The 25,187-nt window shown below is 41.0% G+C and carries 25 protein-coding genes, 1 tRNA gene and 1 pseudogene; 14 read left to right on the plus strand and 13 right to left on the minus strand.

Features of this window, described 5'->3' with window-relative positions:
- Positions 1–94: 94 nt before the first annotated feature.
- From BACCELL_RS00820 to BACCELL_RS00835, 4 genes are all read left to right on the plus strand, one after another.
- Positions 95–1,642 carry an RNA-dependent RNA polymerase family protein gene (locus BACCELL_RS00820; protein WP_007209573.1) on the plus strand — a complete coding sequence of 516 codons (1,548 nt, stop codon included), beginning with the start codon at positions 95–97 and terminating at the stop codon, positions 1,640–1,642.
- Position 1,643: 1 nt separating this feature from the next.
- Entirely contained in the window at positions 1,644–2,018 is a 375-nt protein-coding gene (locus BACCELL_RS00825; protein WP_007209574.1) for a hypothetical protein, read from the plus strand.
- Positions 2,019–2,201: 183 nt separating this feature from the next.
- Complete coding sequence (locus BACCELL_RS00830) at positions 2,202–2,444, plus strand: hypothetical protein (RefSeq protein ID WP_007209575.1); 243 nt, start codon at positions 2,202–2,204, stop codon at positions 2,442–2,444.
- A gap of 76 nt (positions 2,445–2,520) precedes the next feature.
- Positions 2,521–3,159 carry a thymidylate synthase gene (locus BACCELL_RS00835; RefSeq protein ID WP_007209576.1) on the plus strand — a complete coding sequence of 213 codons (639 nt, stop codon included), beginning with the start codon at positions 2,521–2,523 and terminating at the stop codon, positions 3,157–3,159.
- Positions 3,160–3,205: 46 nt separating this feature from the next.
- Here the strand turns inward: BACCELL_RS00835 and BACCELL_RS00840 are convergent, their stop codons facing one another.
- A complete protein-coding gene (locus BACCELL_RS00840; RefSeq protein ID WP_007209577.1) occupies positions 3,206–4,381 on the minus strand; it encodes a tyrosine-type recombinase/integrase in 1,176 nt (391 codons plus the stop codon).
- 146 nt (positions 4,382–4,527) lie between these two features.
- Positions 4,528–4,600, minus strand: a tRNA-Met gene (locus tag BACCELL_RS00845).
- Between the two features lie 234 nt (positions 4,601–4,834).
- On the opposite strand from BACCELL_RS00845, the gene BACCELL_RS00850 reads away from it, so the two are divergent.
- The 3 genes from BACCELL_RS00850 to BACCELL_RS00860 are packed head-to-tail and all read left to right on the plus strand — an operon-like array spanning position 4,835 to position 6,872.
- A complete protein-coding gene (locus BACCELL_RS00850) occupies positions 4,835–5,422 on the plus strand; it encodes a TetR/AcrR family transcriptional regulator (protein ID WP_026367270.1) in 588 nt (195 codons plus the stop codon).
- A gap of 23 nt (positions 5,423–5,445) precedes the next feature.
- Positions 5,446–6,192 carry a 3-oxoacyl-[acyl-carrier-protein] reductase gene (fabG, locus tag BACCELL_RS00855; RefSeq protein ID WP_007209579.1) on the plus strand — a complete coding sequence of 249 codons (747 nt, stop codon included), beginning with the start codon at positions 5,446–5,448 and terminating at the stop codon, positions 6,190–6,192.
- 8 nt (positions 6,193–6,200) lie between these two features.
- Positions 6,201–6,872, plus strand: coding sequence for an RluA family pseudouridine synthase (locus BACCELL_RS00860; protein WP_007209580.1), 672 nt, complete (start codon positions 6,201–6,203; stop codon positions 6,870–6,872).
- Between the two features lie 72 nt (positions 6,873–6,944).
- Here BACCELL_RS00860 and BACCELL_RS00865 read toward each other — a convergent pair whose 3' ends face one another.
- The 11 genes from BACCELL_RS00865 to BACCELL_RS00915 all read right to left on the minus strand — a co-directional run bounded on the left by BACCELL_RS00865 (position 6,945) and on the right by BACCELL_RS00915 (position 19,591).
- On the minus strand, positions 6,945–7,991 hold the full coding sequence (locus tag BACCELL_RS00865) for a DUF4857 domain-containing protein (protein ID WP_044153131.1): 1,047 nt from the start codon (positions 7,989–7,991) through the stop codon (positions 6,945–6,947).
- A 32-nt stretch (positions 7,992–8,023) separates the two neighbouring features.
- The gene (locus tag BACCELL_RS00870; RefSeq protein ID WP_007209582.1) at positions 8,024–8,692 is read right to left on the minus strand and encodes a hypothetical protein; all 669 of its coding nucleotides are present in this window, start codon (positions 8,690–8,692) and stop codon (positions 8,024–8,026) included.
- Positions 8,693–8,720: 28 nt separating this feature from the next.
- Complete coding sequence (locus tag BACCELL_RS00875; protein ID WP_007209583.1) at positions 8,721–9,608, minus strand: ABC transporter ATP-binding protein; 888 nt, start codon at positions 9,606–9,608, stop codon at positions 8,721–8,723.
- 18 nt (positions 9,609–9,626) lie between these two features.
- Positions 9,627–10,199, minus strand: a complete 573-nt coding sequence (locus tag BACCELL_RS00880; protein WP_007209584.1) for a PepSY-associated TM helix domain-containing protein — start codon at positions 10,197–10,199, stop codon at positions 9,627–9,629.
- Complete coding sequence (locus BACCELL_RS00885) at positions 10,186–10,764, minus strand: hypothetical protein (RefSeq protein ID WP_007209585.1); 579 nt, start codon at positions 10,762–10,764, stop codon at positions 10,186–10,188. Before BACCELL_RS00885 ends, BACCELL_RS00880 begins: the two co-directional genes overlap by 14 nt.
- A 31-nt stretch (positions 10,765–10,795) precedes the next feature.
- Positions 10,796–12,325, minus strand: coding sequence for a DUF6850 family outer membrane beta-barrel protein (locus BACCELL_RS00890; protein ID WP_007209586.1), 1,530 nt, complete (start codon positions 12,323–12,325; stop codon positions 10,796–10,798).
- Between the two features lie 21 nt (positions 12,326–12,346).
- Entirely contained in the window at positions 12,347–13,621 is a 1,275-nt protein-coding gene (locus tag BACCELL_RS00895; protein ID WP_226810617.1) for a DUF4876 domain-containing protein, read from the minus strand.
- A gap of 28 nt (positions 13,622–13,649) precedes the next feature.
- Positions 13,650–16,424, minus strand: a complete 2,775-nt coding sequence (locus tag BACCELL_RS00900; protein ID WP_007209588.1) for a TonB-dependent receptor — start codon at positions 16,422–16,424, stop codon at positions 13,650–13,652.
- A 129-nt stretch (positions 16,425–16,553) separates the two neighbouring features.
- Positions 16,554–16,982 carry a hypothetical protein gene (locus BACCELL_RS00905; RefSeq protein WP_007209589.1) on the minus strand — a complete coding sequence of 143 codons (429 nt, stop codon included), beginning with the start codon at positions 16,980–16,982 and terminating at the stop codon, positions 16,554–16,556.
- Between the two features lie 11 nt (positions 16,983–16,993).
- Entirely contained in the window at positions 16,994–19,120 is a 2,127-nt protein-coding gene (locus BACCELL_RS00910) for a M6 family metalloprotease domain-containing protein (protein ID WP_007209590.1), read from the minus strand.
- 222 nt (positions 19,121–19,342) lie between these two features.
- Complete coding sequence (locus BACCELL_RS00915; protein ID WP_007219766.1) at positions 19,343–19,591, minus strand: hypothetical protein; 249 nt, start codon at positions 19,589–19,591, stop codon at positions 19,343–19,345.
- Positions 19,592–20,075: 484 nt separating this feature from the next.
- Here BACCELL_RS00915 and BACCELL_RS00920 point away from each other — a divergent pair, with 484 nt between their 5' ends.
- The 7 genes and pseudogenes from BACCELL_RS00920 to BACCELL_RS26710 form a co-directional block, all read left to right on the plus strand.
- Positions 20,076–21,878, plus strand: a complete 1,803-nt coding sequence (locus BACCELL_RS00920; protein WP_007209594.1) for a glycosyltransferase family 2 protein — start codon at positions 20,076–20,078, stop codon at positions 21,876–21,878.
- Between the two features lie 2 nt (positions 21,879–21,880).
- Entirely contained in the window at positions 21,881–22,681 is an 801-nt protein-coding gene (locus BACCELL_RS00925) for a hypothetical protein (RefSeq protein ID WP_007209595.1), read from the plus strand.
- A gap of 10 nt (positions 22,682–22,691) precedes the next feature.
- Positions 22,692–23,087: a LytTR family DNA-binding domain-containing protein gene (locus BACCELL_RS00930; protein ID WP_007209596.1), complete on the plus strand. Its 396-nt coding sequence runs from the start codon at positions 22,692–22,694 to the stop codon at positions 23,085–23,087.
- Between the two features lie 112 nt (positions 23,088–23,199).
- Positions 23,200–23,448 carry a TIGR04149 family rSAM-modified RiPP gene (locus tag BACCELL_RS00935; RefSeq protein ID WP_007209597.1) on the plus strand — a complete coding sequence of 83 codons (249 nt, stop codon included), beginning with the start codon at positions 23,200–23,202 and terminating at the stop codon, positions 23,446–23,448.
- Between the two features lie 86 nt (positions 23,449–23,534).
- Positions 23,535–23,813 carry a hypothetical protein gene (locus tag BACCELL_RS00940; protein WP_007209598.1) on the plus strand — a complete coding sequence of 93 codons (279 nt, stop codon included), beginning with the start codon at positions 23,535–23,537 and terminating at the stop codon, positions 23,811–23,813.
- The gene (locus BACCELL_RS00945; protein WP_007209599.1) at positions 23,810–24,910 is read left to right on the plus strand and encodes a TlpA disulfide reductase family protein; all 1,101 of its coding nucleotides are present in this window, start codon (positions 23,810–23,812) and stop codon (positions 24,908–24,910) included. The genes BACCELL_RS00940 and BACCELL_RS00945 overlap by 4 nt, the downstream gene beginning before the upstream one ends.
- A gap of 2 nt (positions 24,911–24,912) precedes the next feature.
- Positions 24,913–25,187 (plus strand): annotated as a pseudogene (locus tag BACCELL_RS26710) (hypothetical protein); the annotation flags it as partial.

The following is a 25,187-nucleotide window of genomic DNA, read 5'->3' on the forward strand; positions in this document are numbered from 1 at the left end:
AAAGATGCTGGTAGATCGTAAATTGTACGAGCCGAACGCGTGATAAGTAAAAAAGCAGACAAAACCGATGTAACACCGACTTAAGACACCGAAAATGAGAAGAAAAGGTTACTTTTCTAAGCATATCGCAACGAAGAAAAACTTTGAAGATGCCTTCAATGGCTATGCAGATCAGAAACATAGCCGTAAAGATATTCAAGTATTTGAAAAAGATCTGGGAGATAATCTTCTTAGTTTGCTTCGTGCGTATGATGCCGGTACATGGCAGACATCCCCGTATGAATATAAATTCATTGATAATCCCAAACCACGAAAAATAAGTAAATTGAAACCTGCGGATCACGTTATTCAGTGGGCTGCATCACTCCAATATGAACCTTATATGATAAGTTCTTTATATTGGAAATCTTGTTCCTGCGTGCCGGGTAAAGGAACGCATTATTTTGTGAAGATTGAAAAAAAGGATCTTTATTATGCACCGCAAAAGGAGACTTATTATTTTGTACAACTTGATATGCACCACTATTTCTTACACATATACCATCCGTTAATGAAAGAAAAACTGGAACGTAAGATCAAGGATCCGAAATTACTTAGTTTCTTATTTGAAATTATTGATAGCTTCTTGCAAGGTTTGCCGCTTGGTATTAAGATATCACAGCTTAACGCCAATATGTATTTGTCTGCCTTTGACTGGAAGGCTATAAAGTGTTTCGGGATAGCAGAAGATACTGATAAAATGAGTTATTGGCGTGACCGATATGTAACGGATAAGCTATTAACTTGTCGGACAGGGGAACAAGCGGCTGAATTATCTAGGGGAGTACAGTTTTTGAATAGCCAGTTTGACCGATTCGCCAAACAAGGTTTGAAACATTATGCTAGGTTTGCTGATAATATTATAATAATGCACCAGGATAAAGTGTTTTTGCGTATTATATCGGAACTTGCTATAATGTACTTGACACGTGATTGTTTACTTACTGTAAATGGATGGAATGTAAGGCCGGTATATGCTGGCGGAATTGATGTTTGCGGATATGTCTTTTTTCACGATCATTTGCGATTAAGGAAGAGAAACAAACAGTCCCTTTGCCGGCAGGTCGCAAAATTAAAGAAGAAAGGATATTCTAAGCGTGATATACAGTTAAAATGTGCTTCGCGCATTGGTTTCGCAATGCACGCGGATACAAGGAACTTACTTAAAAAATTAGATATTGATATGGAAAAGAGATTAGGCAAAGTTATTACAAATCGGCGGAAGAAAGCACCTTTCGAGGGCATGGCCGTAGAACAAAAGAAGTTAATAGAAGAAATCGTTTGTTTGAAAGATGAGGATGAAGAAAAAAAATTGATCCGATTACTGGATTACAAAATCGATGATTCTATTATCGAAAAAAATGAAGACGGTTCACCAAAACAACGGATAGCTATTCGTTATAATGTGATCGATCATGTGGAGCATCAAGAAGGGGAAGAAGATCCGATTTATATTTGGGGGTCGGAATATTATTCTTTTTCTGGCTCTAAAGTAATGATCGATCAGGCCGAAACAGACTTTTCAAAGAAAGATCTGCCTTCGCCTACCGTCATAAAGGAGTTTACCAATAAACAGAAAAAGAAGTTTTATAAATTTACGTGATATGAAAAGAGAAATTTATTATTCTAAGAGATCATTTAGTAAATATGATGATAGCCATTATATTGTTTATTTGAATGAGGAAGTTTTAGAAAACTTTGTGCCTGAAACTTTTGAAGGTGATAAAGCCCCAGAACCGCAGATTGCATACGCTTATACAGGGCCAGAAGAAGACGGGGGAACTTTGATCGAAGCTAAGTCGGCAACATACGACGAATTTGTTTCCGGGCTTGTACGCCTAGAATTTCCCCAAGCTAAAGTCGAAGCTATTTTGCTGAATCAGGGGGACGGGAACGATGAACATCTAGCTGAATATAATAATTTGCAGCTTTACAGAAGAGAATGTAAATTATTTGCGAGTAAGTTGCTAGCTGATTAATAACCTTTAGGGGGATAGGTTTAAAAAGAAGCCCCCGACCATGATATAGTATAGACGCCAATCTCATACATACATACAACGGTAACACCGCCGGTCGAGGGCTAAAAACCTTCTTCCGCAGTGTTACCGTTTTTTATATGTTTATTGAGATTGGCATTGCAAAGATATATATTATTTGGTTTTATGACAGTATTTGATGTGCTTTCTTTTAATAAAGAGCTTATAAGACGTTTAGATCTATTGGGATTGAAGCTGGGCGATTATAAATATATTAACCTATATAGTGAGTATGAGGATATGTATAAGGCTGGCGAAAAAATGACTTATATAGTATCTTTTTTATCGGTGAAATATGGTATAAGCGAACGTAAGGTTTATATGATAGTAAAACTGTTTAAGAGTGACTGCAAAATGCTTGCAGTATAAACAGTATCTTATATGATGATAAACTAATTCGGCTAGGTTACTTTTGTGTCATTATTAAAACCAAAAGTTAGGGACTATGAACAAATACTACATGATCTTGGAAAAGATTCTCGTACTAGGGAAGATGCAGGATAATAAGAAAGGGAATATCAGGTGTCTTTTAAATGAACAGCTAGTATTAACACCGGCAGATCTGCTGGATATTTTTGAAGGGCATAGCATTGCCAGAAAGAAACTGAAAAATGAACTACAACTATTTATGCAGGGGGAGCGATGCGTAGAGAAGTATCGGGAAGCTGGGATTAACTGGTGGGATTATTGCGGTGCTATCCTTGTAAACAGTTACCCGTCATACTTTGAAAAGCTTCCGCCACTTATAGCCAAGATCAACCGGGAGAAACGGAACAGTAAGAATTATGTGTTACATCTGGGGGCTACTGGTGTTGAAAGCAATCAGGCACCATGCCTAAGTCTTGTACAGTTCCAGATAGATGAAAGTGAACTCGTGATTTCTGCCTATCAGCGTAGTTCTGATGCTAATCTAGGCTTACCGGCGGATATTTATCATTTATACCTAATGTCGCGCCAGATAGAGTTGCCATTGAAGTCTATTACCCTCAATCTGGGTAATGTGCATATTTACGAGAATAATATAGAAAAAACTCGTAGTTTAATTAGTGGGGAAGAAACCGTAAGGTTTGATCTGAATGTTTGAAAATAGCGGGTAGGCCACATCGAAAATATCTTTGTGGCCTGCCCTGCTAAAACTTCCCTTCATAATTTAATAGTAATTCGTTTGCATTTTGGATATCTTGTGGTGTATACTTGTTTGTCATTAATATAGAACTGTGTCGGGCTTGATCCCTTACTGTTAAAGTGTCGCAATTCCGAAGCATTGCAGTTATGCCGGAATCCTTTAAAGAATAAAACTTGTAAGTCTTTGGGAATTTTAGTACTTTCCTTACTTTTCTATCCCAGAAATCCCGGAAGGCTTTTTCACTTCTCCTTTCTTCGCCAGGGCAAAAATTATCACTGAATAAATAATAATGGTTTGGTGAATTGAATATGCCTAAGTCTATCATTAAATGAATCACTTTGGCAGGCAAGGTTACAACTGCACTTTTTTTATTTTTTGCTATGGTACCAGAAATATAAATAGTCTGTTTTGCCAGATTGAAATCAGATAATTTTAACCAGGACATTTCTTTAGGTCGGATTAAGGCATAATGTAATATATAGCTGGCTAGTAAGAAATGTTTGTTTTCCTTTTCTAAATATTCGCGTAAACGTATCATGTCCCTATCTTCGATGCCTTCGCGCTCCTTTTTATAGCCGTTCTTTTTAATGCTTGTTATCCCCTCTGTTGCTTTAACCTTTGTGTAGGAGTGCTGCACCAAGTATCCGTCAAATGTGCTTAACCAGGTCAGATAATTGTTTCTGGTAGTGATTGAATTATTACGATCTAAATAAATATAGTCTAAAAATTCGCTGACTAACATCATGTCGAATTGATATATATATGTTATAGGCACTTTTCTTGCCTTATTCCAGGCTATAAACATACGTAACATGGAAAGATAACCGTATAATGTTTTCTCTCTTAAATTTCCATCGCTAAAAAGTTTTTGTAGATAGTTCTTATACCGTTCGCAAACATCATTGAATTTGTGGTAGGCTTTAGAATTTTCCGCTTCGATCCAAGGATTCCAACCGTTTTCCAGTTGCTTACTAAGGCGATAAATTAATCCAGAAGCAAATTTTCTTCGCTCTGTAATCTTTTCGATGTGATTCAACTTGATTTTTTTGCGGCGCATATTTCCACTTGCCGGATCGAAAGCATTAAAGCCGATGTACCATTCCTTCCCGGTGTAGAGTTTTGGGTAGGAATACCCTATTATTTCTTTAATAGAGCTGTTTTCTGATTTTGACGCAAACATTTTTTTTACATTCTTTCGATTACGAAGAATGTAGTGTTAATAATCTGCCAATTAGGGCGTTTCGCGATGTGTCCCGGTTTTGTCCCGGTATAAAATCGGAAACAGCTAATAATCATTTGACTATTAGCTGTTTATCTTACCTTTAGTTGCGGAGATCCGACTCGAACGAATGACCTTTGGGTTATGAGCCCAACGAGCTACCAACTGCTCCACTCCGCGATGTTTAACGGGTGCAAAGGTACGGCTTTTTATTGAACAAACAAATAAAAGCCATATTATTTTTGCTAAAAAATGTAATAAACGGACTAACTTATTGATAAGTAGTGTTATAACAGATATACTTTTTTTATCCTCTCCCTGTGACCAAATGTTAATAAAATGTGCGTTTTCTTGTGTGGTATGCAGAAATGTTTTACTTTTGCTCAAATTATTAAGCAATGTGCAATTATTAATATGGCCGTATCGAAGACAAAAGCTAAATTAGTGGATGTAGCCCGTCAGCTATTTGCGAAGATGGGGGTTGAGAATACCACAATGAACGATATCGCTCTTGCTTCTAAAAAAGGTAGAAGAACGCTTTATACCTATTTTAAAAGTAAGGAAGATATCTATATGGCTGTTGTCGAATCGGAGCTGGACATCCTTTCGGATATAATGAAGCGGGTAGTAGAGAAAGACATCTCGCCCGATCAGAAGATCATCGAAATGATTTATACCCGCCTGGATGCCGTGAAAGAGGTAGTGTACCGGAACGGAACACTCCGTGCTACCTTTTTCCGTGATATATGGCGGGTAGAGAAGGTGCGCAAACGTTTTGATGCCAAAGAAATACAGCTTTTCAAGGATGTGCTTCGTGAAGGCGTGGAGAAAGGGGTGTTTCAGGTTGACGATATCGACATGACTGCCGAATTGGTGCATTATAGTGTGAAAGGTATTGAAGTGCCTTACATACGTGGGCATATAGGTGCTAAACTGACGGATGAAACACGTGGACAATACGTTGAGAACATCGTGTTCGGGGCACTGCGTAGAAAAGAATAACTTTAATCAATAATTAAAAAAGTATGGGATTATTAGATGGAAAAACAGCCATTGTAACTGGTGCTGCACGCGGTATCGGTAAGGCTATCGCATTAAAGTTCGCTTCTGAAGGAGCAAATATCGCATTCACTGACCTGGTGATTGATGAAAATGCAGAGAATACGGCAAAAGAAATTGAAGCAATGGGCGTGAAAGCTAAAGGTTATGCTTCAAATGCTGCTAATTTTGAAGATACTGCCAAGGTGGTAGAAGCTATTCATGCAGACTTTGGCCGCATCGATATTTTGGTAAACAATGCAGGTATCACCCGTGACGGTCTGATGATGCGTATGAGCGAGCAACAATGGGATATGGTTATCAACGTTAACTTGAAATCCGCTTTCAATTTCGTTCATGCTTGTACTCCGATTATGATGCGCCAGAAAGCTGGTAGCATTATCAATATGGCTTCTGTAGTAGGTGTTCACGGTAATGCCGGACAAGCCAACTACGCAGCTTCCAAAGCTGGTATGATCGCTCTGGCTAAATCTATTGCACAGGAATTAGGTTCTCGCGGTATCCGTGCCAACGCTATCGCTCCGGGTTTTATCCTGACCGATATGACTGCTGCATTGTCTGACGAGGTAAGAGCTGAATGGGCAAAGAAGATTCCTTTGCGTCGCGGCGGTACTCCCGAAGACGTGGCAAACATTGCTACCTTCCTGGCTTCTGATATGTCTTCTTATGTATCAGGACAGGTGATTCAGGTAGATGGTGGTATGAATATGTAAGAAAGCGTATGACTGTCGTATACGAGGACAATCATATCATTATAGTCAACAAGACCGCTTCCGAGATCGTTCAGGGAGACAAGACGGGGGATACGCCGCTTTCGGAAACCGTAAAGCAGTATCTGAAGGAGAAATACCAGAAACCCGGTAATGTCTTCATCGGTGTTACTCACCGGCTGGACCGCCCCGTAAGCGGTCTTGTTGTATTTGCCAAGACCAGTAAGGCGTTGTCCCGCCTCAATGAAATGTTCAAAACCAGTGAGGTGAGGAAGACTTACTGGGCTATCGTAAAGAATGCCCCGAAGGAGCCGGAAGGAGAATTGGTGAACTATCTGGTGCGCAATGAGAAGCAGAATAAGAGTTATGCTTATGATAAGGAAGTGCCGAAGAGTAAAAAGGCTATCCTGCACTATCGGTTGATAGGTAAGTCGGATAATTACTTTCTGCTGGAAGTAGACCTGAAGACTGGGCGACATCATCAGATACGATGCCAGTTGGCAAAGATGGGATGTCCTATCAAGGGAGATTTGAAGTATGGCTTTGCCCGTTCCAATCCGGATGGAAGTATTTGCCTGCATGCACGGCATATCAGTTTTGTGCATCCGGTATCTAAAGAAATGATTGAAGTGGAGGCACCTGTACCACCGACGAATCTCTGGCAAGGCTTTCAGATGATATAAGAAAGAGCTTACCATAAAATAGAAATGCGTCAAAAGACTATTTAGCCTTTTGATGCATTTCTATTCATAACTTTATTCTCTTATCAGAAAAAAACGTGGTTTTACGAATTTATCTTTATAAGATGTGAAACGAAGTCCTGACATTCCATTGCTTGACGTAGGGAAGCTGACAGACTTGATGAGTGAATAATCATCCGCATCCAGTGCATAATACTCTTCTGCTGTATCCGTAGTGACGCATACGGTCCAGTCAAACATATTACCGAAAATGGAAAAATTATCTGTTTCCGGATTATAAGAAGGAAGGCCGGTCTTTATTACTTCATAGGTTTTATTCTTCAGTACGTAGAAGTTGTTGTTCACGTCCGTTATATATCCTAACGTCTTGCGGTCCTGAAACTCTGTAATAAATAGATATTTGGCGTTTAATCCTTCAGGCAGGGGAATAGCACGTACATAAGGACGTCCTTGGGTTTGCTTCATATGAAACAGTTTTCCTTCGGCATCCAGTATCAGGTACCCTTCATCATACTCTTTGCGGGTGCTAGGATTACCTGCTACATACTGTGCCGGAAAGCGAAACTCTTTTTTCTTTAAAACTTCCGTGAAGACTTTGCTTTTCTCCTGATCTATAGTGTTATTTTCCATTACGATAAATTCAATTCCATGGGGGGGGATGCGGAATACGTCATCCGGCATCTTCAGGTCTACTCTTCCTGACATACTTTCCAGTAAAGGGTAGAGGGGAACGGAAGGGGCGTTGATATCCGCAGCAGAAACACGGAAGTTAAAGTTCGTGATTTGTACTTGACGCGGACTTACGGGAACCCCCATTAGACTGTCTGGAAAGCGTTCATCGGCCATTAACTGGCGCACGTAGAATAAGGGCAGAATGCTGTCTGTCTGCTCTTGAGTGTAATTATTGCCCGACTGATCCCGGCGTATCAGTCCGACGCTTTCTTCATACCCCATAGACAAGAAATCACCTATAACGCAACTGTACATGGAAAAAGGCGTGCGTGAAGGTTTAGCTGCAAAAAAGGTGTAACACCAGGGTAACTGCCACAGGAGCAGCAACACTAGTGTAATACAGAGGAATATTATACTAAAACGTTTCATTTTTCTTTCTTTATTAATATATGTACATCATTTTAATCCTGCTTACCGGCTTTGAAGCGTAGAACAGAAAGCCAAGAAAAGCTGATTGTCAGCAGACTATAAATCGTCAACCATGGAAGGAAACCGTTGTAAGCTTCCGGATCGGATGAAAGGAAGAATACCCGGAGTAGCAGAACGCTTATCACGAGGTTGAGTACTCTGCGTTTCCAGGTAGGTTCCAGACATACCCAGGCAATGAGCAGATAGGCGCATATTCCGGCTATATACCACGGAAGAGCTGTCAGTAGTATGCGTGAATATAGTTCAGGAGCGAGTATACCCTGTAGATACACAAACATTAGGATATAATTGGTAGCAAAGCATATTACTAATGTCAGCAAACCGTAAAGAAGCATGAGGTTAATCATTTTTAGTTGCGGATAAGGTAAATGCAGGGTCAGTTTCAGACACTTATGGTACATCTCGGGAATGAACTGCACTAGTGCAAGAAGAATACCGACTAGCAGAGGCACATATTCCAGCAGGTTCACAAACACAGCATCACGTGAAAGCATGACTTCCCAGACATGGGCAGCTCCTTTCAGTTCCACTACCCGGTTGATGCGTAACATCGAATATCCTGCAAAGCCTAGAGTTACAATGCAGGCAAGCAGCAGGTACCAGCGTGTCTTGATCCATTCTTTAAAAAATATAGCATTCATTTTATCTTCAATATCTTTTTAGGTGAATTTAGTATTTTCCAGTTAGGCCGATGAAGGCGTCTTCCAGATTTACAGTCTCGCATTTGAGGTTGCTGTAGGGTGTTTGCATCGATTTCAGATGAGTTTCCGCTTCCGGCTGTTGCAGGAATGAGTAAGTTTCCAGCGTATTGCGTATCACGGACGGATGGTAGAAAACGTCTGTTTCCGGCAATTTATATCCTTCGGGAACCGTGCATGTATATCGGCGTACGTTGTCCAGCAATTCTTTTATGGGCTGTTGAATCAGTATTTTTCCATAATCCATGATGATGCAGTCGTCTATAAGACGTTCCATATCCTGTATGATGTGTGAAGTCAAGAATACTGTTTTGTTTTCGGAACGGGCATAGTCGCGCAGGTAGTCCACAAACAGGCGGCGGTATCCCGGGTCTAAGCCCAGAGAAAAATCATCCAGTACCAGTAGTTCCGGATTCTGCGCCAGGATTAGTCCTAAAGCTACCTGCGAGCGTTGTCCGCAGGACATTCTCGAAATACGCTGTTTCGGCGCCACTTTCAGTTTGTTCATTAATTCGTAGTAAGCTTCCTTTTTCCATTGTTTGGGGTAAAAAGCCGAATAGAATTTTTCTATTTGCTGAATAGTCATGAACTGATATTGCACGTGTCCTTCGATGAGCAGACCTATGTTTCGGCGGAGAGAGGGGGCCATAGTCTGAATATCCTGACCGAAGATGGCACATTGGCCGGAACGTGGTTTGAGATAACCACTCAATATATTGATGGTAGTGGTTTTTCCTGTACCATTTTTTCCTAACAGTCCCAGAATACGTCCTTTGGGTACGGTGAAACTGAGGTTCTCGTAAATTAACCGTTTGCCATAATAATGCGTCAGGTTATTACATTCAATGATGTTCTCCATTGATTTTTGTTGTTATGGTTATAAAAAAAGAAAAAGAAGGGGGATAATAATGCCTGCTGTTAATTCTATGCCTCCCCGTCCCCATAATCCTTTCGGGCCTTTTATCATAATTATACCGGAGACGGTGATAATAATGAGCCCTGCGGCAAATAAGTCGGCAAAATGAGTCCACCAACTACCGGGGTTGTAATGCAGCTTTGTGAGCGCGCTCAGTAGTGGGCGTCGTGTCAGCTTCTCATAAACAGCATGCCGAGTGGATAACTCTACCACTAAACTGGACCCACCTTTCAAAAATACCTTCATTAGGTTTTCCTGTGGAAAGTAATGTTTGGTGTAATTGCCCTCTTCGCCTAGCGGTACCAGCAATTTCAGTACATCTTCCTTCTTGAAGTCAGACTGCACCGGAAGTATTTCAGTAATGGCATATTCCTGCCTTTCCACTGAATAATTCGGATTAATGGTGTTCCGGTGATTCATGACAATTCCGGAAATGGCATAAATCAATACCATTCCGGAAAAGAAAAATGAAAGATCACGATGAATGACACGGCTCCACTTGCGTAAAGTGATTCCGGCCTTATTGAATTTCATAATCCGTGGCTTCCAGATAATAGAATGACAAATAAGGTTTTCCGCTTTCTGCTTGTCTTTTGGCTATCTGGGCGCGGAAGTCGGCGATACGTTTTTCCGGTGTATTGGCGGTTTCACCACGAGCTTTCTTCTCGCTGCTGCATCCACCTTCGCTTTCACCATGTTTCTCCGCATTGGCAGCTTTTAGTTGGGCTTCCCATTGTTGCAGGTAGGCTTCGTCCACGCGTTGTTCTTTCAGCGTGCCGTTTACGCGGACAATGCTGTTAACACATTTGGTGTCGAAAGAGCCTAATTCACCGGCTTCCACACGAATCGTCTGCGTGTCGTCGCTACCCATTAGGAATATTTTTGTGGCACCATGCTTGCAGGCGTGCGTACATACACCTTCTATGGTAACGGCTTGGTCAGCTAGTGTTTCTGCATTGGCGAGCAGGCTGTCTATTTCCATAGCGCCGGACTGTTCTACAGCGGCTGTTTCATTAGTTTTAGCTTGCTTGTTGCCACAGGCCACGAACGTGAATGTTGTTGCAGCAATGGCTGCGAATAAAAGAACTCTTGTTTTCATTGCGATGTTTATTAATTAGTTAGTAATTTTTTTAGAGAGATAAACCGACATTTACCCAAAGGGAGGTTCCTTTCTCACTGTTGGTATATCTGGCTTGTTGCCAACCCGCTTCTAAGTGAGTCAGCATGTTTTTGAATACATTTTTGGACCAGCGTAATGAAATTCCATAACTGGTATTTCCAGAACTTTGCATATCGAAATTCTGTTGCAGGATGGTCATTGCATAAGGGTGTGTCACTTGTCCGATATCCAGGGTTGCATCTAATTTTTCCTGATGTGCTCCCCAAATACGCACAAAGAGCATATCCTGTTTCCATCTCCAGGTAGAAGTGAAAGCTAAAGAAGTATCGAACAGACTGTATTCCACCTTTTTAGAAGGACTTTTATAGGTATCTTTCCTGTAGTGATAACCTACGGCTGGTTGCAGGCTCCAGCGCCATACTTTAGTCTGCTCCTGCTCGTAAAAAGCCGATAAGTTACTCCAGAGTCGTTCGCTTCCGAATTGTTGAGCGGTTGCAATCTGCGGATAAATACTATTCACAGCATCTCCATAAAGAATTTCTGTACCTTTCCGGTCACGGAATTCAGCATTTGCCTTTATTCCCCAACTATGATTCCGGGTAGTGGCAGAAGTCCAGGCTATTTCTCCCTGATAGCGATCCTCGTCCAGCTCGTTCAGCGTGAGATCGTTTGCGCCAGGCAGAATCTTTTCATAGAAAGCGTGCTGGTAGGAAACCGAACTTGTCCAGCCTCCATCACTTTTTACTGGCAGCAAATCTAATCCTGCTCCGAAGATATGGCCCTGATACCTCACCGTATTGCGGGTACCGTCGAAACGCGTATAGCTTGTTCCCAGGCCGGAGAGATGGAACGTTTTCGATACTCCCAGTTCATTATAATATGTGATATCCCCATTTTGTTTGTACTTATGGGCTTCAGCGGACAAAGCCACGGCATATCGTTTATTGAATTGATAAGAAGCACCAGCTTTTCCCTGCAAATCGGCAATGGAATTACGTGGACGCGGGTCTACATCCCTGTATTCAAGCAGGGCGCGGTATGAGAATTCCCCACCAAATGTCCATCGTCCGTGAGAAGCAGCATATCCGCCTTCGAAGAAGTAGGTTTCCGATTTTATATCTCCTCCTATGGTGTCTGCCATTACGTACGGGTAGATGAGCTCGTAGTCTGCACTCTCGTTCCACTGTACGTTCTTTCGCTCTCCGTTGTGGTAGTAAGCGTTGCCCCAGATGCGTGAGGCATCCGACATGCGGACATATGAGTCGGCTGCTACCTTGAATCCACCCCAGCCGTCACCTTCCTGCGCGTTCAGGGCGCGGCTCTCATTGTCCCAGTCTCCCGAAATGGAAAGTGAAGAGTATGAGTCGGAGTAGCGGTAATAGTTAAGAGCAGGGTTCAGATAAGGCGTTATTATGAAATTTTGCCTTACTGCTGAGCGCTCATAAGCCCGTTTCTGAATCAAGACCGTGTCCCCCTTTTGTGCAAAGGAGGATACGGTCGCTACAACGAGGATGAATGAAGATATAAATCGTAAGATCATCTTGTTAGTGAGAAATTGTGATTACTCGTGAAACTTGTAATACGGATCGGCAGGCTGTTCAGGCAGGAAGTCTACGCTGGAGTCGTTTGTATCCTGCAATGTTTTACCGGAAAGTACCTTGCGGCGTACACTTTTGCCATAACGCGTCTTGTCCTGATTTACCTTTCCACAATACGTCCAGCCTCTATCCAGTGCAGGAGATGTTACATTCCATACGTATTCGCTTTCCACACTGAGATTCACAGCATCCAGAATCCATTTGTTAGGAATCTTGTAGGCGTCACCGCTCATAGGATAGACGTTACCACCGATAATCATGTTATATTCGTAGGTGTAAGCATAGTCTTTCAGATAATCCTCCTTACTGAGTTGGTTGTTTTCGTCATCTCCCAAACGTGCCAGTGCAAACGAGGTAAAGCCACGGTTATGTGGTCCCCAGATGGTTGCTGTATAACAGTATATCTTTTCCAAGTTCGGAACTTCAGTGTCCGTGTCTTCAAAACTTGGATTTGAGGATACATCGTACCATTCAAAGTCAGCCTTTGTCAAGTCGAATGAGTTACTGTTGGCAACTGTGTGATCCATGCCTATATCGCATAACAGCAAAGATTCGCCGGGAGGAACCATGATCTTTCCGCCTAACGGGATACGATAAATGGCTTTTGTGGAGAATGCCTCATTCATGATATCAGGTGTGTAGTCATATTTACTTGTAGTCATGAAGGCTGATTCGGCGATTGTCAATCCGTCTGCGCAAAGCGTGTCGCCGGAGTTGTTGTAAATACGGAAGTATTTGTCACCGGTATATTGTTTCTCTTCCGGAGTAACGCTACCGGTGAAGAAAATTTCGGCGATAACGAAATTGCCTCCTTCTTCACTGGAGTTATATACATAACCGGTTACGTCGAGGGGAGATGTGCCAGTAGCTTCGGTGAAGGTCACAGATTCCTGGTAGGCGCGCATTTTTGTGTATACCATTTCATCATTCAGCTTATAACTTAGGGAACCTTCCATACTGATGGTATATAAGCCCTCGGGTACACTTACCGTGATACTGGCATTGGATGTAGTTGCACGGGTGCCGGGTTTCACAACAGAAGTTGTTTCTCCGGTATTGATATTCTTCAGGGTCAGCTCCTGAATACCGATTGTAGGGTTATAACTCTGCAATTCAGACGGTGCGTTGAAATGCAATGTTACATTGGCCAGTTTTACACTGTTGTCATCATCGTCACTACAGGCGGTGAATGCCAAGGCTGCAATAAACATGCAGGCTACGTAAAGGTAATGTTTCATTTTCATTTTCTTTTTCTTTGTTATCATATTAAAGTTTTATATTAAGTTCCATCCCGAAGTAAGGGCTGGCTGCTGTTCTTCTGATGAGGTATCCTTTTTTGGTATAATCGGGCACATAGTCCAGAATGCGGTCGGCAAAGAGGGCTATTGACAGATTCTTGCCGAAGTCTTTAGTTGCCTTGAAATTGACATACATGTAGAACGGGTCGGTACTCTTTTCGAACTGTTCCTGATTATAGCTCAGTGTCAGATGCTGTTTATAAGTATCCGTCTTGTCCGCATCCGTGTATGGCGACACGGTTCCTGTGGCATCTATGTACGAGATGGGCACACCGCTTCTCTCTTTAGTTTGCTTGCTGTAGAACCAAGTGCACTCTACGGTGGCCGAAAGTTTTATTCCCAATTTGTCCAACCAGGTGTCTACTATGAAGTTGCTGTTGAACTGTTCGTAGGAATAACGGTCGTCCGATTCGTAAAGACCTATATACATATCGCTCAAGGCGACATTGCCGATAACTTTCGACACAGATTTCTGTATGGGCAGACTGTTCTCGTAGTTGGTACGTAGCCAGGCACCGTTAATGGTGAGTTTAGAATTTATTTTTTTGAAACGTTCCGAGGCGAACTGGAACTCGATACCTTCTTTCAGCGTCAGACTGCCGTTTCCGGTGTAAGAGTATCCGTTCAGTACGCTTACCTCTGAGTAAGGCATGCCTTCCAGTGAGGGAGGTCCTGTCAGTTCTGAACCGTCTATGCCGCTGGCATCGTATTTTTTATAAGAATAAGGGGAATAATTCGCCATCGAACGGAAACCGGAACTCATGCGTTCGCGAAAATAAGTGATGGAGAAATCGTTCCTGTGAAATTCCATGCCCAAGCGCACTTCCCATTTAAAGTTACGTGCTGCCTTCAGGTTATAGTTCACCGGATCTACGATGTAAGTACGCAGATTCATGCGCTTATAGTCCGGATTGGCGTTCCAATAATTCAGTTGTACGAAGTCCATATACAACTTGTTGGGGTACAATTGCACCAACGTAGGCGTTTTGGTCAACCATCCAAAGCCGCCGGAAACGTTTATATTCAAGTCGTTATTGCCAATGCCTATTGCAGGGAAACTCCATTGGGCATTAATGCGCGGATCAAAATAAGGCTTGCCGCTGAGGGCATACCGGCTGTTCAGGTTCAGCAGCATACTGCTACCTATTCCGGCCTGGACTTCCAGGTGATGCTTACCTATGGGAATACCTATCTGATCTTCCACGAATAGTGCAATTTGCTCGCTCGCCGGAATGTCACTGTACTTGCGGGGACGTGTATAAGAACTGCCCGGGTTAAGTGGGCGGCTTAGGTCGTACACTTGCCCGTCTCCTAGATTTTTGGCATAAGTCCATGAAGCACCTACTTGGATTCGGTGTGTAGCGTTCCACGTTTGTAACTCGAACTTTGTTTTTACCTTGGCATATAAATTTAGAGGCCTTCCATCTACAGTTACGTGAGCAGTATATTTATAAGGCAGTATTTCAGCGTCATATTCACCTTCTTCCATATGGGTGGGTACGGTGCGGTCGCGATCCAACTGGATGAACTTACTTCGTTCTATCTTATCCCACGACATGTTGGCAGACAGGTCCAGTGTCACCCCTTTGAATGCTTTGTCCTGTGGGGCAATCCAATTTAACGAACTGTTCCATCGGCCGGAGTGATAGCTCGATTTGTAATTGTCTTCTTGTTGTGTTTGTATGTCCGGGTCGGTTTTTACATTATCTATATTACCTGAATAACTGATGCCGGCGGTCCAGTTCAAGCGATGTTCATTTCCAAGCAGCCACTTTTTGTTGAGGCGTACGGATGCATTGATGCGCTTGAAATTGTTGAGGCGGTCCCGCGGATCATTGTACGAGTCGAGAAACCCTGCATCTGCTGACAGAACGGTTCTTTGATCTTTCCATTCCACACCTTTGCCTATGGAAAACAGTTTACCGTATTGATCTGCTTTGATGCGTGCCTCCACCGGGGTGGCTTTCTGCTTTTGCTTGATAATGACTACACCACTGGTCAGGTCGTTGTATTCCACGGAAGGAATACCGCGGATGATTTCCACGCTTTCGATGTTATCGGTGGAAATGTTACGCATGTCTACGCCGGCATTCACGGCGTTATATGCGTCAAACGTCGTGTTGGGGTCAGTGAGCAACCGCTGCATATTGGCATCTGTACTGATGGGAGCACCATCAATGATGAACTTGGTTCCTAAAGAAGAAGTATTGTAGTTGGAACTGCTGGTGCCTACCTCGCGCAAGGTAATGTTTTTGGCGCCGTTCATCTTGGGATCGCTGGTCTTCCCTCCCGGCAATAGTGCCAGCAAGTCAGAGAAACTTGTAGGTTGCAGATGTTCCATTGCCGTGCGGTCTATTTTCGAGGCGCTGGTTATTCCTTTTGACTCAGAAGCTGTCACTACCACTTCTCGTAATGCAGTGGAAGACGGTTTCAACGAGAATATCAATGACATGTTATTAGTCAGGTCGATGGATATTTCCTGTTTCTCATATCCTATATAGGAGACTGTGATATGGTAGTGTCCGCTCTCTATATGGGTGATATTGAACCTGCCGTTCTCGTCGCTCGTACTTCCGTAGAATTTGCCTTCATCGGATTTCATGCGAATAGTGGCGAAAGGAAGGGGCTCTTTCTCCTGGGCGTCAAGTATTTGTCCGCTAAATTTGTAAAATGATTGTGCGGAACACCAGGTAGTGAAGAACAAGAGGTAACTTAGTATTATGTATATGACTTTACGCGACATTGATTTATGCACTTTTTGGAGTTGCAAAGTTATTGGATCTGTGCACGATCAGCAATCGCTAAAAGTCGGTATATTTTCTTTAAATAACGTGAATGATAACAATATATAGGTATTTCAAAAGTACAGTTTCTATAAACCTGAAAGGCCAATGTTGGGTAAAATGAATCCGATGCATATATCATCCGACCATAGCCATACAAACTGTTCGTCTGATTGGAGAATATATAACTGTGTTATCCCGTCGAGCTTGATACCCATGTTTCCTTCCACTTTCCCGTCTGTCCTTTCTTGCCCCGAGGGAAGGGCATTCAGTTGAAGAGCCGTGTATTGCTTCCCTTGCGCATCCTGTATGCGAAAGAGCTTTTGTGAGGGATTGCAATAGTATTGATGTGCCTGCTTGTCGAAGAGCAATAATGCTTTTCCGTTCTGGTAGATTCCTATTTGCGTGGAAGATAGCAGGCTGCTACGTTCTTCTTTGTAAAGGTCATTTTCATCTTTTGAGCAGGCGTATAGTAAAGAGACGCTGATCAGTAGCAGGATATATTTGAATGTTTTCATAAGTATTTCTATTATTGGATAGTGATATATTGCATAATATACTCTTTGTTGCCGTCCGAACGGGTGATTTCTGCCTGGATACTATGTTCTCCGGTTTCGAGTCTGATGTAGTTTTTACTTTCCTTTCCATCTATATACCATTTTACGGCCTTTATATCCTCGCAGTCCGCCAGATGGAACAATATGGGATTCTCCGAACTGTTGACTGGAATCGACTGCTCGATGCGTGGGTAGTAGAGTCCTTTCCGTTGGGTAGTAACCGAGAGTGTATGCTCTATTTCGTTGGAATTTAGGATAGTGACTTCGTATTGCTTGCCGGGTTGCAAACCGTTTATATGACATTCTGTTGATGTAGTTGTTTGCGAACTTGCAACCTCTGTACTTCCTGTCGGTTTCCAGGTTACTGTCCATTTCTTTCCGATGTTGTCTTGCCATGTCACAAGGGCATCGTATTGGTATGCTTGCACATGATAGTCAGACATACCGAAGTAAGTATCATCCACAGTTAGCAAGATATAGTCATCAACCGTGGCGATCTCCAATATATTCACCTTTGTGTTCCCCCCTTTCCAGGAGCGGAAATCTTTTTGTTTAGCGGACATAAGGCTGGTCACTTTGTATACGCCGGGAAAGAAGCTGTAACGGGAGTAATACACAGCATTTGTCGCATTGGGATACGAACAGACTACTTTCATGCACTCGTGGCCTGCTATGGTATTTACCGAATTGTACGTCAGCCATTTGGAGGGTGTGGTATAATCTATGTGATAGACTAAAAGCCCCGATGTGCCCTGGCTTTCGTGATAACTGTAATAATCTGGAATATCCCATACATTGTCGCCCGTACCCCGGTATTCCAGCAGGAAATAATCATTGTCCGTATCGGTTCCTATCAGATAACCTTTATCCTGATGGACGGGAGCCAGGCGGAATTCTCCTGAGGTATTCAGAACTTCAGGCTCTGCCCAACCTATCATCCAACGTTCCAGAATGCTCAGTGCCGGTGGAGTACGACTGTCGTTGTTGTAGCTGCCACTGGCCATCAGCGAATAGGTACCGGGACCGGCAGCCTGCCCGTTGGTGGTGTAATTCGTATCATAAAGATCAGGCCATCCCAGAACGTGTCCGAACTCATGACAGAACGTGCCGATGGAAGTGAATTTGTTGTTTCCATCTTTGTACTTGGAGAGTTCTCCGGCACAGGCGTAACCAGCGAGCCGGTTGCCTCCGAAAGTGTAAGTGCCCTTATATGCTACGCTGTAGCGGTGAGGCCAAATACCTTCAGGATCGCTTCCGTCCGCTTCACCGCCACCGGAGTAAAAGACGAATACGTCACGCATGACGCCTGCTTCGGAATAAGGACCAAAGTCAATGCCGTTGGCGTAGGCCATCCGGCAGACGTCCACTACCATTTCGTAGGCAAGTTCGTCATCATTGGCGGTGTAGTAGCTACGTTCGTGTGGCAGTGTATAAGGACCTACAACTACAAATTCCGGGTCGAAACGTCCGTTACTGTTGTCATAATAGTATTGCCATGCACTGCCTGTTGCGCCGTTCTCACTGTAATTCTTGCTGTTCAGCATATCTTCGAAGTGTCCTTTGCTACCTATAGTAAAAGGCACATCCGGAAATTCGGCCAATAATACAAGTCCTTTTTGCTTACCTGTGGTAGCAAATCCATTATCTATAAAACGTTCCGGCGGAGTGAATCCGTTTATTGTTCGCGTGTTGGAAGAGTTGCTTTTATTCTGGGCACTGCGCATCATCTGCTGTTTGTGGGCTGTGGGAGATAGGGGGCGAAGTCCTTGTGTGAATCCTCGTCCTAACTGTTGCCTTTCGGAATTGCTTAATTTACCCATCGGACGTGCTTTGACACCGGTAGAGGTCAACTGCCCGTTGGGTGAAAGGGTTGCATAATAATAATCTCCATCAGATCCGGAAGTCAGCGTATAGCCTTCTTCAGATATAGTGTAATGGTAATATTCGTCTCCATAAATGCGTATTTTGAGGCGGGTACCGTCACTTTGGGTTACGGTGATAACTCCCGGCCGGGCAGGGATGGCATATAGCAGATTGCTTCCTGTAAAGAGAAGAGCTTGGAATAGCAAAAAGGGTATGATGAATGATTTTGTTTTCATGTGTGTTTTTATAAAGACCCCATAGTAAATTCGAAATATAATTTATTACTTGCAAAGTACCGCTATATTTCCCTTTTGAACAATACCTATGTTTAGGTATTTTGTGCTTGTTGATTAGATCCGTTATTATAATAAGATGATGTTCTTGTGTCTGAAAACGACAAAAGCCATCCCCCAGAATAGACAAGTAGGGGACGGCTTTTGTTGTCAGTGTGCTTACTATTATTCAGCAGGCTGTGCAGGTGTTTCCGTTGCAGGAGTACCGTTGGCAGGAGCTTCAGCTTTGGGCTCTTCAGCTTTTGGTTCTTCTGCTTTGGGTTCTTCCTTGGCAGGCTCAGTGGCTTTAGGCTCTTCAGTTTTTTCCGTTGCCGGTTGTTGCTGTTGAGTTTTCACCGGATCCTGAGCGTTTGCCACGAAAGAACCACCACAAACAAACATAAACAGGGCTGCTACTAATACTAACTTTTTCATAATCATTTGCTTTTTTAGAATTATACTAAATATATTTTATAGTTGAAAGTTTAGGTTTCCTTTTTGCTTTAGGAAGCTTTGCGCTTACGTAAATTATAGTTGCAAAGCACGTGCCAGAAGATATGAATTTTAGGTAAATGGTTGATAATTAATGATGAAAAGTGAGTGGGGAAGTGTGGCACAGTGTGGAATTGTGTGGAAAGTGTGGAATGGGGTGTGGAAAAATTCCACACTGGGGCTCTGCTCCGTACCAAGACCATAATAAGGTTGCAAATTGGATACCATTATTTATTAAATAGAGGAGTTCTGAATCGGTTGATATTTTGGAAATGTACGGGTGTGGAGAATGATAGCATATAAACCTGTAAAGATGGATAATAGCTCTATAATGATAGATAACAAACCTTTTATGATAAAGAATAAACCGTTTTCTGTGTTGGATTTGATTACTTTGCATTTATAATAAAACATCTATAAAACTATTATGATTGATAATTCTCAGACTCCTAAAATTTCATTCTGCATTACTTGTAAGAATAGATTTTATCAGATTAAAAAGACTCTTCCTCAAAATCTAGAGGATAATCGCAGATTGCAAGAAATAGTAGAATTTGTGCTCGTAGATTTCGGAAGTACGGACGAACTTCGTAAATGGATATCTGATAACTTTAAACATGAAATACGGTCTGGATATCTAAAGTACTTTTATACAGAAGAGATGGTTTATTGGCATGCTTCTATAGCAAAAAATACTGCGCATATGTTGGCGCAAAATGATATTTTAGTAAATCTGGATTGTGATAATTATACAGGAAGTAATGGTGGTTGGTTTGTTATCTTGCAATTTATAAAGAATGATGGACCTATGTTTTTGCACCAATGTTCTGATGATGGTTTTGACGGTTCATTTGGACGTATATCAATTAAGCGGAATGATTTTCTATCCATTGGAGGATATAATGAAAGTTTAGCACCTGCTGGCTATCAAGATTTAGACTTAATCAATAGATTGATGGCGAAAGGTTACAGACGTATCGAAGTGAAAGATTCCAGATATAATAGAGCAATCAGGAATACTAAAGAAGAAGGAATTGCATTTACTCATTCATCGTTCAAAACATGGCATGAAATGGACGAGTATAATGCAAAAATTTCCCAATCTAATATTCTTGCCGGCAAACTTATCGCTAATGGAGGGAGCTTCGGTATCAGAAAGAATATTTTTGATATAGAAGGAAATGTGCCAAAAGAGGTCGATTCTTTGAAATATGCCCATAAAATCTCTTTCAATATTACTTGTATGAATCGCCTTCATCATATTAAACAGACATTGCAACAGAATATTCACGATAATTTCTTATCTGAGCAGGTTGAATTTAATCTTTTGGATTATAATTCAACAGATGGATTAGAGAGATGGGTAAAGCAACAGGGTGAATTGTTTGATACAGGCATATTCAACTATTACAAAACGATCACCCCTACTTGCTATCATCGAACTCATAGCCGGAATATGGCATTCCGCCTGTCAACAGGAGATATTGTTTGTAATTTGGATGCTGACAACTATTTAGGTGAAGGATTTGCCGCATACATATTGAATCTTTTCTGTGTGTCTGATGAAAAAGTATTTTATACTCCAAGGTATTCAGAGAGAGATGTTATTGGGCGTCTTTGTTTATGGCGCAAACATTTCTTGTCTGTTAATGGCTATAATGAGGCGCTTCCCGGATACGGTTTAGAGGATATTGAATTGTATTACCGGTTATGGAAATCCGGAATAGAGCAAGAATTTATTTTAGAAAATCGATTCTGCAAAGCGATTCATCATTCTCATGAAGAGCGTGTTTCGCAAGAATATATGGGAAGGCATATAATAGAAATGTATTTATTTTATATAAATCCGTATCAGACACAAGTATTGCTACGATATCAAGACGGTAGTTATTCTAAAACCATTTTGAAGGATAATATTTATTGTAACTACAACCGCTCGTCCCATTACGAGAATATCAATCAATATTTTCTGGATGAAAAGAATAGAATAATCGGTGGCAAAAATCCGGAAGGGGGACAGTGGGAAGATATTGAAGGCTGTCTGTCTTCTTTCTATAGAGTGGATAATGTTGATTTGCAATCGGAAATACTCGTATATTTATCAGAAACACAAAACTTTTGGGAAATTGAAAGATATGAGTGTGGCGGACTATCTGTCAATCCCAATGGCTTTGGTCAAGGCATTGCCTATAAGAACTTTGATTACGATAATCCTATATTTTTAAAGTAGTTATGAACACAGAATTTATTCGAGAGGGTAATAGAACCTTGTATTGCTTTTCCATATTTTATGCTCAGGATGAGTGGGGAAGAATTTTACCTTTGCTACATACTTATATGATGTCCAATCCTGACATCCATCAATATATGTTTTTCTTGTCGTATGAGAGGGGAGAACATATTAGGTTGATATTCTCTTCTTATACCGTACATGGAGCGATCTTGCAGGAGGCTGTTCATCAGGCTTTGAAGAAGATTGTGGAGAATCATCCGTCCTGTGAGTTAGTACCTACTTTTTATGGAAAAGAATTGTGGGCGCATCATCCTGCTAATGCCGTAGTGAGAAATGCATTTGAGATTTCCCGATATCAAGTATATTGCATTCCATATAGCGCGTTCCTTAATTTAACATCATTACTCATTATACGTCTATTGGCGGATGATTGCAGTGAAGAAGGTCGTACGTCTGTAGCGCTATATCTGTATGTTCAATTATGCAGATCTTCCCGATTTGTTTCTCTCCATGATTATCTTCATTCACTTCATGTTCCGGATTGTACAGAAAATGTGGAAGAAGAAATGGAGCTTATTAGCTTCTATTGGGAAAGTAACCCGGTAGACGAGTTTTTATCTGATATGACGACATTTTATCTTTGGCAAAAAGAGAGGGAGTTTATATATTCTATATTGGGAATTGCAGATGGATTTACGGTTTTGGCCTATAATATTAGAGAGCAATTAGGCTTAATGGATAAAAGTTATTTATACGCTCTTAGCCTTCTTAAAACATGGAGTATGTACACGATAAAATAAATGTAATTTTATGGAAATATTTAGAGAACTACAATCTAACTCTGATGGGATAATGGTTATACGATATTCCTATATGCAAATGATTAGATTTGAGGATATTGCTTGTGTCTATACGGATAGACCATATCTTGTTATTGTTACTAAAGAGAAAGTAAAGAGCCATTTGTTGCAATTTTCTATTAAACAAATGATTGATATTCTTCCTGGTAACTTTTGTATTTGCAATCAATCAACTATTGTAAATGTTGATTATTTGACTGTATGGCAGAAAAGGAAAGAAGAGTATTGGATACGGCTGATTACTGATCATGAATTCAAAGTTTCAAGAAGATGTAGAAATACGCTGAAAGGTAAATGGAGATTCGTTTACAAGTTGCCGGAAGTGGAATGGGTTGTAACCGAATAGTATCTAAAAACTGACCGAATTGCATATTTGTAGTTTGCATGTGCTGGATGTCTGGTTTTAAGACTTATATTTGCTGATATAGAAAAATTATTATTCATTAATTTATGAACCCATGAAAAAAATAGGAAAATTAAAGCTGAACAATTTCAGTGAAATGAGTGAACAGGAAATGAAGTTTGTGGTAGGTGGACAATTCGATCCAAGTGCTAAAAAAAAGTGTGAGGAGAGTCTATATACATGTAATGGAGTGTGTCCTCCTAAATATGGAACTTCATATGGGACATCAACGTTGATCTCTCAAACTTGTACACCCCAAAAGGATTTTATGACAAAAAAAGTTGTATCGTGCTTCTGCTCTTAATGTAGTAGCATTTTGCATATTCTCATTTAAATTAGAGCCGTCTTTCTTTTAGAAAAGAAAGATACGGCTTTATAAAACACAATTGCATGTATAAAATGAAAACAATTTTTGTCATATTGCTGTTTGCCGTATTTTCGGTGAAATGTTATGCAGATAACTCTGAAAATGTTGTTGATACTACTAAATATATATTTATTTTGGACGATAAAGTTATTACTGCAAAATATATGTTTGACCATTGGAATGAAATAGAATGGGTTACTACTGCTGATACAGTGCGTGAAGCTGTATTTACAACAGCGGGAGAATATAGAACCCCATTTTACATGTTTCGCACTCGTAAAGAGGAGGGAGGAAACGAATGAAAAGAATAATAATTTTAACGATGCTTCTTTTCCCTTTTATCTTGGTATGCTCACAAGGAAAATACCATATAAACGGAATCTTAAATAATGACTATAATGGAAAATATGTCAAATTGTTCCAATTTCAAGGAGATACTTTGATCACTTCTATTGACTCTGCAAAAGTTCAAAAAGGTAAATTCTCTTTTAAGGGTAAAGCTAATGTTGACGAGTTCGCCATTGTTACTATTGGGAAATATCCATACATAAAATCAGTAGAAGTTGTTCTGGAAGAGGGAGATATTCGTGTATATATGGACACTGCTTTTGTTGCATCCGGAACACCTCTTAATGATTTGCGCAATTCATTGAATAGTGAAGTAACACGGCTTTGTGGAGTATGGTATGACTTAATGATAAAAAGTGATACGATAGACGTTGAAAGAGATAAAGCGCACGACGATTATCAGAAATTCATATATAATGCAACGATAGAAAACAGATTGAATTTAGTGGGGCGAAGATTTATTGCAGATAATAAATCAGCGATTTGGCCACTTGAAAACCTGGTTAAACTCCATGAACAACTAGAAGCCTTACAAAAAAATAATTCTTTGGTAACACAGGCTGATATCAAGAAGTTTAAGGAACTTTTGGATAAACAGGCTGCATTTACGAAGAAACAAGAAGAAACTGCTAATTCTCAGTATTTTGATTTCGTATTACAAGATACACTTGGAATACAAAGATCTATATCCGAATATGTTGGAAAATCACGTTTGCTTTTTGTTGATTTTTGGGCATCTTGGTGCAGTCCTTGTCGGGCAGATATACCTCATATTAAAGAGGTCTATGAAAAGTATAAGGATAAGGGATTAAATGTCTTGGCAATTTCATTTGATAGTAATAAAGCGGCATGGAAAAGTGCGTTGAAAAAACTGAAAATGCCTTGGGAACAGCTTATAGAAGTGAATGGCACCAATTCGGATTTAGCGAAAGCTTATCAAATATATGGTATACCTTATGGTATACTATTAGATTCAGAAGGAACGATTATAGCAGTTAGACTCCATGCTCAAAGTTTAGAGGAATTTTTGTTAAAAGAAGGCTTGAAATAAATATGAAATCTAATATATTTACTGTCTTTTTAGATAATGCCAAACTTAAATATACAGGCTTTTCTTATAAATATTACGAGGAACATCCCTATAAATATAGCATGTTGGGATTATCCATGATGTTGAATGATTATGGAATTGCTAATAAAGGTGTTCGTACCCAGACAAAGGATGAGGCTGTTAAAGAATTAGTGCCTCCTTATATCGCTCATATAAATCATGATTTTGTAAATGTTTACGGAAAGACAGACGAGAAAATATTCTATATATGGAGAGG

The organism is Bacteroides cellulosilyticus DSM 14838 (genome assembly GCF_000158035.1).
In the GTDB taxonomy this organism is placed as follows: domain Bacteria; phylum Bacteroidota; class Bacteroidia; order Bacteroidales; family Bacteroidaceae; genus Bacteroides; species Bacteroides cellulosilyticus.

Bases quoted from the DNA above. Each gene is read 5' to 3' on its own strand.
- BACCELL_RS00820 (WP_007209573.1), top strand. From the start codon at position 95: ATGAGAAGAAAAGGTTACTTTTCTAAGCATATCGCAACGAAGAAAAAC.
- BACCELL_RS00825 (WP_007209574.1), top strand. From the start codon at position 1,644: ATGAAAAGAGAAATTTATTATTCTAAGAGATCATTTAGTAAATATGAT.
- BACCELL_RS00830 (WP_007209575.1), top strand. From the start codon at position 2,202: ATGACAGTATTTGATGTGCTTTCTTTTAATAAAGAGCTTATAAGACGT.
- BACCELL_RS00835 (WP_007209576.1), top strand. From the start codon at position 2,521: ATGAACAAATACTACATGATCTTGGAAAAGATTCTCGTACTAGGGAAG.
- BACCELL_RS00840 (WP_007209577.1), bottom strand. From the start codon at position 4,381: ATGTTTGCGTCAAAATCAGAAAACAGCTCTATTAAAGAAATAATAGGG.
- BACCELL_RS00850 (WP_026367270.1), top strand. From the start codon at position 4,835: ATGGCCGTATCGAAGACAAAAGCTAAATTAGTGGATGTAGCCCGTCAG.
- fabG (WP_007209579.1), top strand. From the start codon at position 5,446: ATGGGATTATTAGATGGAAAAACAGCCATTGTAACTGGTGCTGCACGC.
- BACCELL_RS00860 (WP_007209580.1), top strand. From the start codon at position 6,201: ATGACTGTCGTATACGAGGACAATCATATCATTATAGTCAACAAGACC.
- BACCELL_RS00865 (WP_044153131.1), bottom strand. From the start codon at position 7,991: ATGAAACGTTTTAGTATAATATTCCTCTGTATTACACTAGTGTTGCTG.
- BACCELL_RS00870 (WP_007209582.1), bottom strand. From the start codon at position 8,692: ATGAATGCTATATTTTTTAAAGAATGGATCAAGACACGCTGGTACCTG.
- BACCELL_RS00875 (WP_007209583.1), bottom strand. From the start codon at position 9,608: ATGGAGAACATCATTGAATGTAATAACCTGACGCATTATTATGGCAAA.
- BACCELL_RS00880 (WP_007209584.1), bottom strand. From the start codon at position 10,199: ATGAAATTCAATAAGGCCGGAATCACTTTACGCAAGTGGAGCCGTGTC.
- BACCELL_RS00885 (WP_007209585.1), bottom strand. From the start codon at position 10,764: ATGAAAACAAGAGTTCTTTTATTCGCAGCCATTGCTGCAACAACATTC.
- BACCELL_RS00890 (WP_007209586.1), bottom strand. From the start codon at position 12,325: ATGATCTTACGATTTATATCTTCATTCATCCTCGTTGTAGCGACCGTA.
- BACCELL_RS00895 (WP_226810617.1), bottom strand. From the start codon at position 13,621: ATGAAACATTACCTTTACGTAGCCTGCATGTTTATTGCAGCCTTGGCA.
- BACCELL_RS00900 (WP_007209588.1), bottom strand. From the start codon at position 16,424: ATGTCGCGTAAAGTCATATACATAATACTAAGTTACCTCTTGTTCTTC.
- BACCELL_RS00905 (WP_007209589.1), bottom strand. From the start codon at position 16,982: ATGAAAACATTCAAATATATCCTGCTACTGATCAGCGTCTCTTTACTA.
- BACCELL_RS00910 (WP_007209590.1), bottom strand. From the start codon at position 19,120: ATGAAAACAAAATCATTCATCATACCCTTTTTGCTATTCCAAGCTCTT.
- BACCELL_RS00915 (WP_007219766.1), bottom strand. From the start codon at position 19,591: ATGAAAAAGTTAGTATTAGTAGCAGCCCTGTTTATGTTTGTTTGTGGT.
- BACCELL_RS00920 (WP_007209594.1), top strand. From the start codon at position 20,076: ATGATTGATAATTCTCAGACTCCTAAAATTTCATTCTGCATTACTTGT.
- BACCELL_RS00925 (WP_007209595.1), top strand. From the start codon at position 21,881: ATGAACACAGAATTTATTCGAGAGGGTAATAGAACCTTGTATTGCTTT.
- BACCELL_RS00930 (WP_007209596.1), top strand. From the start codon at position 22,692: ATGGAAATATTTAGAGAACTACAATCTAACTCTGATGGGATAATGGTT.
- BACCELL_RS00935 (WP_007209597.1), top strand. From the start codon at position 23,200: ATGAAAAAAATAGGAAAATTAAAGCTGAACAATTTCAGTGAAATGAGT.
- BACCELL_RS00940 (WP_007209598.1), top strand. From the start codon at position 23,535: ATGTATAAAATGAAAACAATTTTTGTCATATTGCTGTTTGCCGTATTT.
- BACCELL_RS00945 (WP_007209599.1), top strand. From the start codon at position 23,810: ATGAAAAGAATAATAATTTTAACGATGCTTCTTTTCCCTTTTATCTTG.